This window comes from Capillibacterium thermochitinicola (genome assembly GCF_013664685.1).
In the GTDB taxonomy this organism is placed as follows: domain Bacteria; phylum Bacillota; class UBA4882; order UBA10575; family UBA10575; genus Capillibacterium; species Capillibacterium thermochitinicola.
In genome coordinates, this window is record NZ_JAAKDE010000025.1 from 25237 (window position 1) to 38958 (window position 13722).

Consider the following 13722-nt stretch of genomic DNA (forward strand, 5'->3'; position numbering starts at 1 on the left):
AATCCATTGAGGAGTCGGGGTTCGATGAAAGCGATCAAAAACATCAGATTAATTACGACGGAAGGAATCAAAGAAGGCCAAGCGGTGGTCTACGACCAAACTATCCGGGAGGTTCTTCCGGAAAAAGAGCTTCCCGCCGGCTGTACGGTCATGGACGGGGGCGGGGCCTACCTGTCGGCCGGGTTTATTGATCTTCATATCCACGGGTGTGCCGGATACGACACCATGGATGAGGACGACCGGGCTTTAAAGGTCATTGCCGACCGTTTGGTCGCCACCGGGGTGACCGCTTTTCTCCCCACCACGATGACGATGGACCGCGCCCGGATCGAACGGGCCTTGGACCGGATCGCCGCGGCGATGTCCGGCGCGCCGGGCCAAGGGGCGCAAGTATTAGGCTGTAATCTGGAAGGACCTTTTCTCAGCCCGGAAAATAAGGGAGCCCATGATGAACGCTACATGATTGGGCCCGATTTTGCGTGGATCCGGCCCTACCTCGGTGTGATCCGGGTGTTGACCGTTGCCCCGGAACTGGAGGGGGCCTTGGACTTTATCCGGCAACTGGTCGCCGCCGGGGTCGTTGTCTCCATTGGTCATACGAAAGCCACCTATGAAGAAGCGGCCAAGGGGATCGCGGCCGGTGCCTCCCTGATTACTCACCTGTTTAACGCCATGACTCCCCTGCACCATCGCCAACCGGGTGTGGTCGGGGCGGCTCTATCCCATCCGGTGGCCTGTGAAGTGATTGCCGATAACATTCACAGCGTTCCGGAGATCCATAAACTGCTGGTGAAGATTAAACCTGTGACCGAACTGGTCTTGGTGACCGATGCGATGCGGGCCTGCCTCTTGGCGGACGGCACGTATGATTTAGGCGGGATGACCGTCCATGTCAAAGAAGGCCAAGCCCGTCTCGAAAGCGGTACTTTGGCGGGGAGTACGTTGGTGATGAATGTTGCGTTGCGTAATTTCTACCGTAACACCGGGCTTCCCCTGGCGGAGATTGTCAAGATGGCAACTTTAAACCCGGCGCGGATTCTGCGGCTGGCGGACCGGAAAGGGAGTATCGCTCCAGGGAAGGATGCCGACCTGGTCTTGTGGGATGAAGATTTTAATGTTTTAATGACGATTGTGGCGGGCGAAACGGTCTTCACGGGCCGGATCTGAGGTTAAGCGTATTTCTTGTTGCGCGGCAAGGGACGAAAAGGCTTGTTTACGGTAAGAATGCAGTAAATTTGCTGGCGTGTCATGGCAGAAATAATCCCGGAGTTTTTCAGGCAAAGAAGGAGGACGGAAGATGCTAAACTTCTTCAAAAAAGATAAAATTATAGAAATTAAAGCACCGGTCAGGGGAGAGGCCGTTGACCTCAGTGTTGTCCCGGATCCGGTCTTTGCGGATAAGATGGTTGGTGACGGTTTGGCCTTTAAACCGGAGGAGGGAGTGCTTTACGCCCCGGTCGACGGTGAAGTGGTGCAGGTTTTCCCAACCAAGCACGCTCTTGGGCTACGGACGAAAGAAGGGTTGGAGGTTTTAATCCATATCGGGATCGATACGGTGGAGATGCGGGGTGAGGGCTTTACCAGCTTTGTCGAGCCCAAGCAGTGGGTTAAAGCCGGCGACAAGCTGTTGGAGTTTGATCTGGAATTGATCGCCGCCAAAGGGAAATCCACGCTCAGCCCGCTCGTGATCGCCAATATGCCGGTGGTCAAAGAGCTTAAAAGTTGCTTGGGGCCGGTCACCCCGCGGACAACGGTGATAAAAGTGAAGCTCTAGCGTTCAACGGGCACCAGTTTGCGTTTGGTCAGGCCTTCAAATTGACACGGGAAATAGCGGTCGCTAGATAATCATATCTTATACTGAATATAACCGCCTGTACGCCGGGCGGTTTTTTGCGTTTGCTGGTCGGTGATTGATTCTGGCCGGAGATTAAATATAATAGAGGTAGTTCGCGGCGTAGAGCAACAACGAACGGGAAGGAGAGGTGATCAAAATGAAATCATACCGAAAGGAACTGGTCTTCAACACAAAAGAGCGGTTCGCGTTGATTAACATCACCGGCCAGGTGGAGGAAGCCCTGCGGGAGAGCGGGATTAGGGAAGGGCTCTGTCTGGTCAATGCGATGCACATTACGGCCAGTGTCTTTATTAACGACCACGAAAGTGGTCTGTGGCAAGATTACCGGGATTGGTTGGAGAAATTGGCGCCCCACGAACCGATCAGCCGGTACCGCCATAACCTTACCGGAGAAGATAACGGCGATGCCCATCTAAAAAGACAGATTATGGGCCGGGAAGTGGTGGTGGCCGTGACCGACGGGAAACTGGATTTTGGCCCGTGGGAACAGATCTTTTACGGCGAGTTTGACGGCGGGCGGCGGAAACGGGTGCTCATTAAGATTATTGGTGAATAAAAAACGAAGGGAGCTGGCGATCAGGCCGGCTCCTTTTTTGATCGGTCCTCCTTTCCGTTGTTGCCACGGTCTAAAAAACAAGCGGAGCGGGTTACGGCATAATGGGCACCCTGCCTGTATAGCAGGTGTTTTTTGCAAGAAACGCGACATTCGAACAAAATCAAGCAAATAATCTGCAAATTTATGAAGGATTTTGCGCGAATGTGTCGTATTGTTAAAAATAAGTTTTAGGGATAACGGGAGGAGTTGTTGTTGTTTCCGGAAGAAAGACGGCAGAAATTAATCTCCGCCTTAGAAGAACACTACAGTATGTCCGTGAGCGGGCTGGCGGAACGATTGGGGGTCAGTGAAGCCACGATCCGCCGGGATCTCAACGAGCTTCAGAAGCTGGGTGTGATCAGACGTACCCACGGGGGTGCTTTGCTTGCTTCCCCGCGCAAGTTTGAACCAACGTACACCGATAAAAAAGACCGTTTTTTGGTGCAGAAACAGAAGATTGGACGGGTGGCCGCCGGACTGGTGGAGGATGGCGAAACGGTGATCCTGGACGCGGGGACCACCACCTTACAGATGGTCAGGCATTTGAAGGAGAAGAAGAATATCACGGTAATCACCAACGCGCTGTCCATCATTGAAGAAATGGAGGCCAATGAGGAACTGGATTTGGTGGTCATCGGTGGCCGTCTCCGGTTTAGTACCCGGGCGTTGGTGGGGCCTATGGCGGAGGAAAATCTACGGAATTTCCATGCGGACAAGGTATTTATCGCTGCCAACGGCTGTACGATTAAGGAAGGGCTGACCACGCCGAACTTGACGGAAGCCTATACGAAGCGGGCGATGGTTAAGGCCGGTTCGAAAGTGATTGCGGTTCTGGACCACAGTAAATTCGGGGAGGTCAGTTTAACAACGATTGCCCCTCTCACCGAGATCGATGTGATCGTTACCGATGACGGCATCGACAAAAAACTCCAGAAAGAAATGGAACAGATGGGAATTGAGGTTATCATCGCAGAATAAAGCCGGAATAGATGTGGAGGAGGGTCGAAATTGAAGAAACGGCAGGTGACCACGATCACCCCCAACCCCGCCATTGACAAGACTTACTGGTTGGAAGGATTGCAACCCGGGCGCCAAAACCGGGTCAGCCGGGTCCGGGTTGATCCGGGTGGAAAAGGTTTAAATATTGCCCGCCTCTTAAAGGGTTACGACCTGGAGGTGGCGGCCATCGGGTTTTTTGGCGGCATTATTGGCCGGGAATTAATTCACATGTTACGCACAGAGGGAGTGGAGATCACTCCGGTCTTTGTGGACGGCAACACGCGGACCAACACGAAAATCATGGATCCGACCAGTGGCGAAGAGACCGAGATTAATGAGCCGGGACCCTATGTCGGTGCCGGGGAGCAAAAGCAACTCCTTCAGCTTTTGTCGGATTATGCGGTGCAAAGTGGCTACACGGTTTTCTCGGGGAGCTTGCCCCAGGGGTGTCCCGCCGATTATTACCGCGACCTGATTGCCACCGCCCAAACCTTTGGTTGCAAAACGCTCTTGGATACCTCCGGGGCGGCTTTACGGGAAGGGATAAAAGCTGCTCCCGATCTGATCAAACCGAACCAGCAGGAACTTTCGGAGCTCTTGGGCCGGGAGATTACCACCCCGGCCATGGCCGCCGAAGCCGCGATGGAATTGCGTCGCGCCTATGGCATTGCCGTTGTCGTCGTCTCCCTGGGGGCGCTTGGTGCGGTTATGGCCAGCGAAGAGGGGACTTACCACGCCATCCCGCCGAAGGTCAAGCCGGAAAATACGATTGGTGCCGGTGACAGTTTAATGGCCGGTTTCATCTACGGAATGGTCTCGGACCGGCCACTGGCCGAGTGTTTGCGCCTGGGCGTAGCCTCTGGGACCTTGGCGGTTACCGACCAAGCAACATCCGTTGCTAAACCGCAGTTCGAAGCGGTGCTGGCGATGGAGAAAAGGGTGGAACTGAAGCGGTTAGATTGAGCTCGGGGACAACGACAAATTTCAGGGGAGGTAACGGGACTGGATGAAAGTCGGTGATCTTCTTAATTCGCAACTAATAAATTTGGAACTAAAGGCTACTTCAAAAGAGGAAGCTATTAACGAATTGGCGGCCTTAATGGCGGCCGGCGGGTATCTCCACGATGTAGACGAGTATATCGCCGCAGTTATGGAACGGGAGGCCATCGGCAGCACCGGGGTGGGTATGGGTGTGGCCATTCCCCACGGTAAATCCAAGGCTGTCCGCGAAGCCTGCGTCGCCTTTGGCAAGTCGGAGCCCGGCGTTGACTTTAGCGGTCCGGATGGACCCGCCCATCTGATCTTTTTGATCGCGGTGCCGGAAAATGCCGATAACCAACATTTAAAGATTCTGGCGAATCTATCCCGGATGTTAATCCATGAGGAAGTACGGTCCAAACTGAAACAAGCGACTTCGCACGAAGAAGTTTTAAACGCTTTAAATAAGCGCGATTAAACGGTTGGAAAGGAGGTGACTCCATGAAATTTGTTGCTGTAACCGCCTGCCCGACGGGGGTGGCCCATACGTATATGGCGGCCGAAGCACTGGAGATGGCCGCAGAAGAACTCGGCCATGAAATAAAAGTAGAGACCCAGGGCTCAATGGGGGTCGAAAATGAATTGACCCCGGAAGAGATTGCCGCCGCTGATGCGGTCATCTTTGCGGTGGATATGTCGGTAACCCGTTCCGAACGGTTTGCCGGGAAACTGATCTTGAAAAAAGGTGTCTCGGAAGCGATTAAACATTCGCGGGAAATAATTCTTGCTGCTGTCGAGTTGGTGGAGAAAGGAGGAGATCTGTCGCCGCAGGTAGATTCCGGAGAACCCAGGTCTGGGAAACCAAGTTCGGCCTCTAGCGAAAGAGGAAAAGAGGAAAATGAAAAAAGGAAGGTGTTGTTTGGATGGCTCAAACGAAAATAAGTGTGCGGAATAGTCTCATGACCGGTGTGTCGTACATGATTCCTTTTGTTACCGCCGGTGGTATTCTGATTGCCATATCCTTTTTGCTCGGCGGGTACCAGGTGGAAAGCGGCACCTTTGCCGGTTATCTGAACCAGGTGGGTGGTACGGCTTTTGGCCTGATGGTTCCGGCATTAGCTGGTTTTATCGCTTTCGCTATTGCTGACCGCCCCGGGATTGCGCCGGGGATGATCGCGGGGATGTTGGCTTCCAACATTGGGGCGGGCTTCTTAGGAGGTCTAATCGGTGGTTTGCTCGCCGGTTATGTGGCCCTCTGGATCAAAAACTGGCCGGTGCCCAAATCATTGTATAAACTGATGCCCGTCTTAGTTATCCCGTTATTATCTTCTGCGATTGTCGGCTTGTTAATGGTCATTGTGATCGGTTTACCGATCAAAGGAATGATGGATGCTTTAACCGAATGGCTTCGTGGGTTGTCCACCGGTAGTTCGGTGTTACTGGGGATTGTTTTAGGATTAATGATGGCCTTTGACATGGGCGGACCAGTGAATAAAGTGGCATACACCTTTGGGCTTGCGATGATCTCCCAAAACATTCTCGAGCCCCACGCGGCAATTATGGCAGCGGGCATGACCCCGCCGCTCGGTCTGGCCTTAGCAACGGTGTTGGCCCCGCATAAATATTCGAAACGGGAGATTGATGCGGGTAAAGCGGCGTGGATCATGGGTGCTTCTTTCATTACCGAAGGGGCGATCCCCTTTGCCGCGGCCGATCCGTTCCGGGTGATTCCCTCCATCATGGCGGGGTCGGCTGTGGCGGGGGCGCTGTCCATGCTGTTCGGATGCACGCTGGCGGCGCCGCACGGCGGGATTTTCGTCATCCCCATGATTGGTAACTTTGGCTTATATTTAGTGGCCTTAGCGGCGGGAACGATCGTTACTGCCCTAGTGGTTAATGCGTTGAAACCTTCGCTCGACCAGGAGGTTGCCGAAGGCACGAGCGTTAGCGGGTAAGGATTCGCAAGACAAGAGGCTGGACTGGTGAGCAGTTCTAAACTGCTCACCGGTCCAGCAAACCGAGGTGGAGTAAATGGTCAAAAAAATGGTCACGATTAAAAACAAGTCTGGTTTGCACGCCCGACCTGCAGCAATATTCATGGAAAAGGCACAACAGTTTGCGAGCCAAGTCTATCTGGCGCGTCCAGGGGAGGAGCCGGTAAACGCCAAAAGTATCATGGGCATCCTCACCCTGGGGTTGGAAAAAGGGAGCACAATTGAGATCTCCGCCGAAGGGCCCGATGCGGAAGCAGCCGTGGCGGAACTGGTTAAACTGGTTGAAACCTTCGATCCGGAGCTTTAAAGCGAAAAACCGGCATAGTTTCCTTTGGTTAATGGTTAAACTTATATCGAAAAAAACCGGCCAAAGGTGAACCGATGCGAGAGAAGACAGACGCCAAAACGGTCTGCGCCAAAATTAAACAAATAGCTGAAGGGATGGGAAGTCCATCCGACCTTCGGGTGATGCCTGTGGGGAAGGATGGGTTATCCCATCTTCTTTATTTGAACAGTCTGGTCGCGGATGAAACGATTGCGTGGGTAACGGACCAATTTACGACTCTCGGGGCGTTGCCCACGGCGGCTCCGGACATTCCCGTTAAAGGACGTGTCTACCCGTTGGATGACCCCAGTGCGGCGGCGCTTTTTGGTTTGCATGGTCTGACCATCGCCGGGATCGTGGTGCTGGTCCATGCCGCCGACCTGAAATCCTTTGGCGTTTCCTATTTGGCGCCGTGGGCACCGCTCCAATGGGAAGAACTGGGGGATGCCCCGGTACGCAAACCATTTTGGGCCCGTTGGCACCGGCCGGAGACCTACCGGCCGCGTAATATCCTACGGACCGGCGGAACAAAAAGAGAGGATGACGAGGAAGATGCATGAGGAAAAAACCAGCCTCGGACCGTGGCTTTACTGGAGTTTACTGATCATTGTCACCCTCAGCTTTGGTTTGATTAACGTCCCTTATCATGCCACGGAAGTGATGGGGGCCAATGGTTATCTGGCGATACCGGTCGCGCTGGTCTTGGCGATCCCGCCGCTCGCGGCCATCTATCAAGTGATGAAAAGGTTTCCCGCCTTAAATCTGCTCCAAGCCGGGTTGAAGATTACCGGTCCATTTTGTGGACGCCTTTGCGGGCTGGGTTACCTGACCGTTCTCCTTCTGCTTCTCGTTTTATTCACTCGCGACCGGGTCAATCTCATCAAAGATTATCTTCTGCCCAATACGCCCTTGTCGGCTCTAACGATCACCTATCTCTTAAGTGCAGGTTATCTTGCTTCCCGCGGGATCGAAACTATCTCGCGGTTGGCCTCCTTCGTTGTTCTCCCGATCTTAATCGTCCTTCTCTTGATGGCGGTTGGGGTCTTGCCGGAGATTAATGTCAACCGCCTCCGACCGGTCTTCCATCCCGATCTCAAGCTTTATTTGCCGGGGGGGTTATCGGTGCTTTATTCCTTTGCCCCGCTGGCGATTTTTGCTTTGGTCACACCTTACCTCCGGGGGATACAAAGGAAAATCCCCCGTTATACCGGAGGTGCCCTTCTGGTTCTGGTCTTTTATTACATGCTTTTCACGGTGGGGGTGATCGGGACTTTCGGTAGCGAACACGGGCGGAACCATGCTTTTCCCGCTTTGGAAATGGTAAGGGCGATGGAGTATCCCTATCTTCTTCTCGAACAAGCCGGATTGTTTATGATCATCGTCTGGAATACCCTTGCTCTGGTGGGATCGGGCTTTATCTACTACGTGGTGGCGTTGGGTTTCTCGCAAATCCTGGGGCTTTTGGACTATAAACGGCTGGTCTGGGTTTTGTTACCGGTTAAATATTTCCTGGTTTTGTACCCGCAAAATATGGGCGAGACGAGGGAATTGCTGGAATATGCGGCAAATTACGGTTGGATCCCCTTCTTTGGCCTCCCCGTCTTCTATTATCTTTGCGCGTTGGTTTTGCGGAAGGGTGAGGATGGACGATGAAAAGGAAGGCGCTTCTCTTCTGTCTATTCCCCTTAATCCTGATGGGTTGCTGGAATGCGGAAGACATCAACGACCGGGTGCTTGTTTTGGCCGCCGGGTTGGACCAAGGGGAGAACGGACGGCTCCGCCTGTCGGTGCAGGTTCCGATTGTGGAGGAACTATTGCCGATCTTTGGGAGTCCGCAGGTGAACAAAGGGTCGTTTGCGGTCTTGACCGCCGAAGGGGAGAGTATCATTGGCGCGGTACCGACACTCCAGAGCAAAACCCAACGGACGCTTTTTTTCGGACATATGAAGACGGTACTCATCGCCGAGGAATTGGCCGCGGCCGGTCTAAAAAGCATCATTGACGCCCTTCGGCGGCACCCGGGAGTTCCACCCCAGGCCCATGTTCTCCTGGTCAAGGATGAGGCGGCGGCCATGTTGAGCCATGCTCTATGGCATAAGGGGATTCCGGGAATCAGTTTGGTTACCTTCTTTCATGCGCAGGGGAAGCGGGACCAGGCGTTTGATCAGCCTGTATGGCGATTGGTCCGTAATATCAGCCTGCCAACGCAAGATGCTTTTCTACCGATTCTGGAGTATGATACGGACGAGGAGACTTTTATTATCGAAGGTTTAGGAGTGTTACATGACGACCGTCTGGTCGGGGAGTTGTCGGGGGAGGAAGCCCGGATGTTTGGGCTCCTCAGCGGGAATACCCGGAGTGCCTACCTCAATTTGCCCATCTCCGAGTACGGCTGGGTTGCCATGCGCCAAGTCCGGGCAAAAACCAAAATAGGCTACAAAAAAACCCGGACGGGGCCGGTGATCACCATTGATGTTAAAGCCCATGGTTGTCTCATCGAATCGACAAAAATGGCGGTTAGACTGAACCGGGAAGACCGGCAGCGGATTGACCATGCGGTCAGTACCCACCTGGAACGGGAGATGCGCAAGACCCTCCAAAAACTGCAAGGGCTTGGTGCAGACCTTCTAGCCCTCGGGGAAATGTACCGTGTTCATAATGCCTCGACTTGGGAACCCTCTGCTTGGGAACGGATTTACCCGGAGATTCCCATCGAAGTGAAGGTCGAGTTCACCGTGGACAACTACGGTATCTTGCGGTAATCCGCGGCGGTTGGGGAAGAATGAGCTTCTTTTATGACTGACTTCTGCATATTATAACCATGATGTTGGCAATGATTTCCGTGTTCATTCTACACTTTGGCGACAATTCATACAGATAGTCAACGGGATACTCCTTTCTTTAAATTTGTGCTCGCTTACTGTAATTTTACTAACGTTATTCGTTGTAAAAGAAAAAACTTCCTGCACTTTAAGGGCTTAGGGATATTTTGATGAAATGGTAAAGCGCTTTCCAGGAAATACTTGCAGGAAAGCGTTGTTTAATCGGTAATTCTTCTACGGGAAAACGGAGCTTGCCTCCGTTGCTCCTAGAAAGGGGGGATGACAGTGAATTCCAGTCTTAAAGTGGGTTTGATTCTTGGGGTATCATTGATTATTTCTGCAGTTATTTTTGGTTCCTATTTTTATCAGGCCCAGAGTCCCGGCCAGACCATCAGTGTGGTGGGGGCGGCTTCCAAGGACTTTGAGGCGGATCAGGTGAAGTGGACGCTCAATATCGAAGAGGAAGTTTTGGGTAATGATCTGACGGCCGGTTACGTGAAACTCCAGGCGATCCGGGAAAAGATCTTTGCACTGCTTGCCACAAAAGGTATCGACCGTGAAAGTATTACCATGAAGCCGGCCTACGTCTATAAGGAGTATGATTACAACGGAAACTCCCGGGTTTTTCGGGGTTACCAATTCCAACAGACAATCTACGTGATCACCGACCAGGTGGACGCGGTTGAAGCGCTGGCCTTTGATCCGGTGGAACTGCTGGATGGGGGGACGATCAACTCGACTTTGGAATATTTCTATACCGGCATTGATGAACTCAAAAAGGAACTGGTGGGGGAAGCAACCAGAAATGCCCGGGAACGGGCGGAGAAAATGGTGGAGCAGACCGATGTGAAAGTTGGCAAGATCGTGTCTGTCCGTTCCGGCGTGTTTCAGATCACCGAACCCAATTCGACCAGGGTTGAAGCGGCCGGCATCCATGATACTTCGACCCGTCGGCAACAGATCCGGGTTACGGCCCATGTGACGTTTAATTTGAAATGAAATAATACGCCCGATCGTCTTACAATAATCTTAAACGACTAGACCCGGGGGTTCATAGACCTCCGGGTTTTTTGCCGGCTTTATGTGGATGGAATTTTGAAGCAGGAATCAAATGGTTGACCAAGAAATAATCCCGATCGAGCGGTCGAATTGGCAATACTATAAAAAATCTGCTCAAAATACTAGATTATCTGCCGAAACCGGTCTGGTTTGGGCAGTGGTTTACTACAAGGAGGTACGAGCATGGCGGAACGAGTGATCCATCCTCTTGCGGGGCAGCAGGCCCGGCCGGAGGACCTTTATACCAGGGAACAGATTACCACTTGGTACGAGAACCCCGGCGGCCCATTACAGCCCATCAAAAACGGAACGTCCGGACACCGGGGCCATACCGGGGTGGGGTTCTCCCAGTTTCATGTGGCGGCCATGACCCAGGCGTTGGTTGATATCCGGCGCGAGCGGGGTACGTTTGGGCCGGTGCTCCCGGAAGAACTTAAGGACAAACCCCTCGGCCCGTTGGTGATGGGCAAGGATGTCCGTTTCGCTTCGGATCTGGCCCAACAAACCGCGGTGGAGGTTTTTGCCGGGAACGGGATGAAGGTTCTGCTCCACCGGGGCGGGCGGAGTACACCGACCCCGGTTGTTTCCCACGCGATCCTGAGCCGGGTTGCCCGGGGCGAGAAGGTGGAAGGGGTAATTATCACTGCTTCCCATAACCCCCCGGAGGATGCGGGGTATAAGAGTAACGGGTTGGACGGCGGGCCCAATACCCGCACCGCCCCCATTGATGAAAAAGGCAACTACTATCTTGAGCATCGCGACCAGATTAAACGCCTGCCCTACCAGGCCGCCGTGGAGAAGGGACTGGTTGAAGAGATCGACCTGATCACCCCCTACGTGCGGGAACTCGGCGGGGTGGTCGATATGGACCGGATTAAAAAGGAGCGCTTTGCCGTTACCCCCCTGGGCGGGTCGGCCCATGGCTACTATGAGGCGGTTAATGCGATGTACGGTACCCAAATCGAGGTAGTCCTTGCGGAGCCGGATCCCACCTCTTCCAACCGGACCTATGACTGGGACGGCAAGTTACGTGGGGACCCCTCCTCCCACTATGTGATGATGGCGGTGCAGGGGATCCGGGAAAAACTGCGGGTCCCCTTCATCGGGGCCAATGATAATGATGCGGACCGGTTTGGCGGTGAGGACGGGACCGGGATTTTAAACCCCAACCATGTTCTGTGTGTGCTCTTCGACTATCTGGCGGCCCACCGGGACTTTCCGGCGGCGATGGGGGTCGGGCGTACTATTGGCACGACCCACCTGTTGGACCGGATTGCGGCCCACTACGGCCGTCCGGCCTATGAGGTCAATGTCGGCTTTAAGCACTACGTGGCGGGGTTACAGGCCGGGAAATACGTCTTGGCCGGGGAAGAGAGCGCCGGGGTTTCCTTCCCGCGCCGGGACGGCAGCCTCTGGGTGACGGAAAAGGACGGGATCGCCGCGGTGCTCTTGATGATGGAAGTCATCGCCACCACCGGTAAAGATATTGGCACCCTCTACCGGGAGTTGGAGAAGCAGTACGGTCCTTATCAGTATGAGCGGGAGGACCAGCCCGCCCGGCCGGAGCAGAAGGCGCGCTTAATGCAACTGGCGGCCGACCCGAACCAGGTCAAGGCGCTTCTGTTCGGGAAGAAGGTGGCGGGACGGACGATTGAGCGGCTGGTGATCGGGGATGGCATTAAAGTGGTTTTATCCGGCGGTGTTTGGGTCCTGAAACGGGCTTCCGGAACCGAAAACATCATCAAGGATTACCGCGAAGAACTGGGCGAGTCCCTGGCAACGGCGCGCAAAGCCTCGGAGGAGATCGGTGCTTATTTGGGGCTGAATTAAATATAAATATAAAAATATACAATTAAAGGGTAAACCGGTACTGCTTTTACCTCCCCAGTTGTTTGAAGCCTGATGGTGCGCTTGCCAGACTAACGCAAGAGCAAGGAGGGAAGAGGAATGCCAAAGCTACATATTGACGAACGGGTGGAGGTCATCCATGGCGACATTACCAAGGTCGAAGTCGATGCCATTGTCAACGCCGCCAACAGCAGTCTCTTGGGGGGCGGCGGCGTGGACGGGGCGATCCACCGGGCGGGCGGACCGGCGATCCTGGCCGAATGCATAAAGATCCGGGAGAAGCAAGGGGGTTGTCCCACCGGGGAAGCGGTGATCACCACGGCGGGGCGGTTGCCGGCGAAATATGTGTTCCACACCGTGGGGCCGGTTTGGCGCGGCGGGGAAAAAGATGAACCGCGGCTGCTGGCCAATTGCTACCGGAACAGCTTGGCGCTGGCGGTGAAAAACGCGGTGAAGACCATTGCCTTTCCCAACATCAGTACCGGGGTTTACCGCTTCCCCAAGGAACTGGCTGCGGAGATTGCCCTTAAGACCGTGGCTGCTTTCTTGCAAGAGAATCAACAGATTAAAAAGGTTTACTTTGTCTGTTTCGACGGGGAGAATTATGAGCTTTATCTAAGAAAAATTGACGAATTGAAGGCGCGCGCCGGTTAAGTAGAGGCCAGGAGGACAAGGAATACGCTCTCATCAGGAAGGGCTTACTATGAAAGAGGATTAGGAAGAAACGAACCAAAGGAGGACCACCCATGATTCGGCGAAGTCAAGAAAGAGTAGTAACGTTTAAAGAAAACGTCTTTCAAGGCGAAGGAGGAGTCACGATCCGGAACCTGCTCAACGGTCCGGAAGAAATGTACGGGAAAGGGCGGGCTTTTGCCCACAATACACTGGAGCCCGGATGCTCCATTGGGTACCATGTTCACCAGAACGAGGGAGAAGCCTATTATATTCTCAGCGGCACCGGTGAGTTCAACGATAACGGGAACATTACTACCGTGACGGCCGGTGATGTGACCTTTACCGGGGCCGGGGAAGGACATGGCCTGAAGAACATCGGTTCCGAACCTTTGGAGTTTATTGCGTTGATTATCTATCAATAACGAAACCGGCCGGGAAATTGCCGGGGTTTTGCGGATTACTTATTTGCGAAAGGCAATTCAACATTAGGCGTGGCCATGGCGGCTTTTGCGGAAAAACCCGGGGTCTAAGCACCCGGGTTTATATTTTATTGGGATATCTCCTGTGTTCTA

General features: G+C 53.6%; 16 protein-coding genes. All 16 read left to right on the forward strand.

Going from position 1 to position 13722, the window contains the following annotated elements; all coding sequences use genetic code 11:
* Nucleotides 1-24 precede the first annotated feature (24 nt).
* The 16 genes from nagA (at nucleotide 25) to G5B42_RS10165 (ending at nucleotide 13572) form a co-directional block, all read left to right on the forward strand.
* Nucleotides 25-1167, forward strand: coding sequence for an N-acetylglucosamine-6-phosphate deacetylase (nagA, locus tag G5B42_RS10090; RefSeq protein WP_181340352.1), 1143 nt, complete (start codon nucleotides 25-27; stop codon nucleotides 1165-1167).
* Between the two features lie 130 nt (nucleotides 1168-1297).
* The gene (locus tag G5B42_RS10095) at nucleotides 1298-1774 is read left to right on the forward strand and encodes a PTS sugar transporter subunit IIA (protein ID WP_181340353.1); all 477 of its coding nucleotides are present in this window, start codon (nucleotides 1298-1300) and stop codon (nucleotides 1772-1774) included.
* A gap of 217 nt (nucleotides 1775-1991) precedes the next feature.
* A complete protein-coding gene (locus G5B42_RS10100) occupies nucleotides 1992-2411 on the forward strand; it encodes a secondary thiamine-phosphate synthase enzyme YjbQ (RefSeq protein WP_181340354.1) in 420 nt (139 codons plus the stop codon).
* Between the two features lie 252 nt (nucleotides 2412-2663).
* Nucleotides 2664-3428, forward strand: coding sequence for a DeoR/GlpR family DNA-binding transcription regulator (locus G5B42_RS10105; protein ID WP_181340355.1), 765 nt, complete (start codon nucleotides 2664-2666; stop codon nucleotides 3426-3428).
* 30 nt (nucleotides 3429-3458) lie between these two features.
* On the forward strand, nucleotides 3459-4412 hold the full coding sequence (gene pfkB / locus G5B42_RS10110; RefSeq protein ID WP_181340356.1) for a 1-phosphofructokinase: 954 nt from the start codon (nucleotides 3459-3461) through the stop codon (nucleotides 4410-4412).
* A 43-nt stretch (nucleotides 4413-4455) separates the two neighbouring features.
* A complete protein-coding gene (locus G5B42_RS10115) occupies nucleotides 4456-4905 on the forward strand; it encodes a PTS sugar transporter subunit IIA (protein ID WP_181340357.1) in 450 nt (149 codons plus the stop codon).
* A 23-nt stretch (nucleotides 4906-4928) separates the two neighbouring features.
* Nucleotides 4929-5369: a PTS fructose transporter subunit IIB gene (locus G5B42_RS12365; protein ID WP_181340358.1), complete on the forward strand. Its 441-nt coding sequence runs from the start codon at nucleotides 4929-4931 to the stop codon at nucleotides 5367-5369.
* A gap of 17 nt (nucleotides 5370-5386) precedes the next feature.
* Complete coding sequence (locus tag G5B42_RS10125) at nucleotides 5387-6382, forward strand: PTS fructose transporter subunit IIC (RefSeq protein WP_407926912.1); 996 nt, start codon at nucleotides 5387-5389, stop codon at nucleotides 6380-6382.
* A gap of 88 nt (nucleotides 6383-6470) precedes the next feature.
* A complete protein-coding gene (locus G5B42_RS10130) occupies nucleotides 6471-6728 on the forward strand; it encodes an HPr family phosphocarrier protein (protein ID WP_331274107.1) in 258 nt (85 codons plus the stop codon).
* A 74-nt stretch (nucleotides 6729-6802) separates the two neighbouring features.
* Nucleotides 6803-7306 carry a spore germination protein gene (locus tag G5B42_RS10135; RefSeq protein ID WP_181340362.1) on the forward strand — a complete coding sequence of 168 codons (504 nt, stop codon included), beginning with the start codon at nucleotides 6803-6805 and terminating at the stop codon, nucleotides 7304-7306.
* Nucleotides 7287-8399, forward strand: a complete 1113-nt coding sequence (locus G5B42_RS10140; RefSeq protein ID WP_231133474.1) for a GerAB/ArcD/ProY family transporter — start codon at nucleotides 7287-7289, stop codon at nucleotides 8397-8399. The genes G5B42_RS10135 and G5B42_RS10140 overlap by 20 nt, the downstream gene beginning before the upstream one ends.
* Complete coding sequence (locus G5B42_RS10145; protein WP_181340364.1) at nucleotides 8396-9508, forward strand: Ger(x)C family spore germination protein; 1113 nt, start codon at nucleotides 8396-8398, stop codon at nucleotides 9506-9508. Before G5B42_RS10140 ends, G5B42_RS10145 begins: the two co-directional genes overlap by 4 nt.
* A 345-nt stretch (nucleotides 9509-9853) precedes the next feature.
* Nucleotides 9854-10567: an SIMPL domain-containing protein gene (locus G5B42_RS10150; RefSeq protein WP_181340365.1), complete on the forward strand. Its 714-nt coding sequence runs from the start codon at nucleotides 9854-9856 to the stop codon at nucleotides 10565-10567.
* 243 nt (nucleotides 10568-10810) lie between these two features.
* Nucleotides 10811-12457 (forward strand): phosphoglucomutase, encoded by a 1647-nt coding sequence (locus tag G5B42_RS10155; protein WP_181340366.1) that lies wholly within the window; start codon nucleotides 10811-10813, stop codon nucleotides 12455-12457.
* Between the two features lie 132 nt (nucleotides 12458-12589).
* A complete protein-coding gene (locus G5B42_RS10160) occupies nucleotides 12590-13129 on the forward strand; it encodes an O-acetyl-ADP-ribose deacetylase (RefSeq protein WP_181340380.1) in 540 nt (179 codons plus the stop codon).
* A gap of 92 nt (nucleotides 13130-13221) precedes the next feature.
* On the forward strand, nucleotides 13222-13572 hold the full coding sequence (locus G5B42_RS10165; protein ID WP_181340367.1) for a cupin domain-containing protein: 351 nt from the start codon (nucleotides 13222-13224) through the stop codon (nucleotides 13570-13572).
* The last annotated feature ends 150 nt before the right edge of the window (nucleotides 13573-13722 follow it).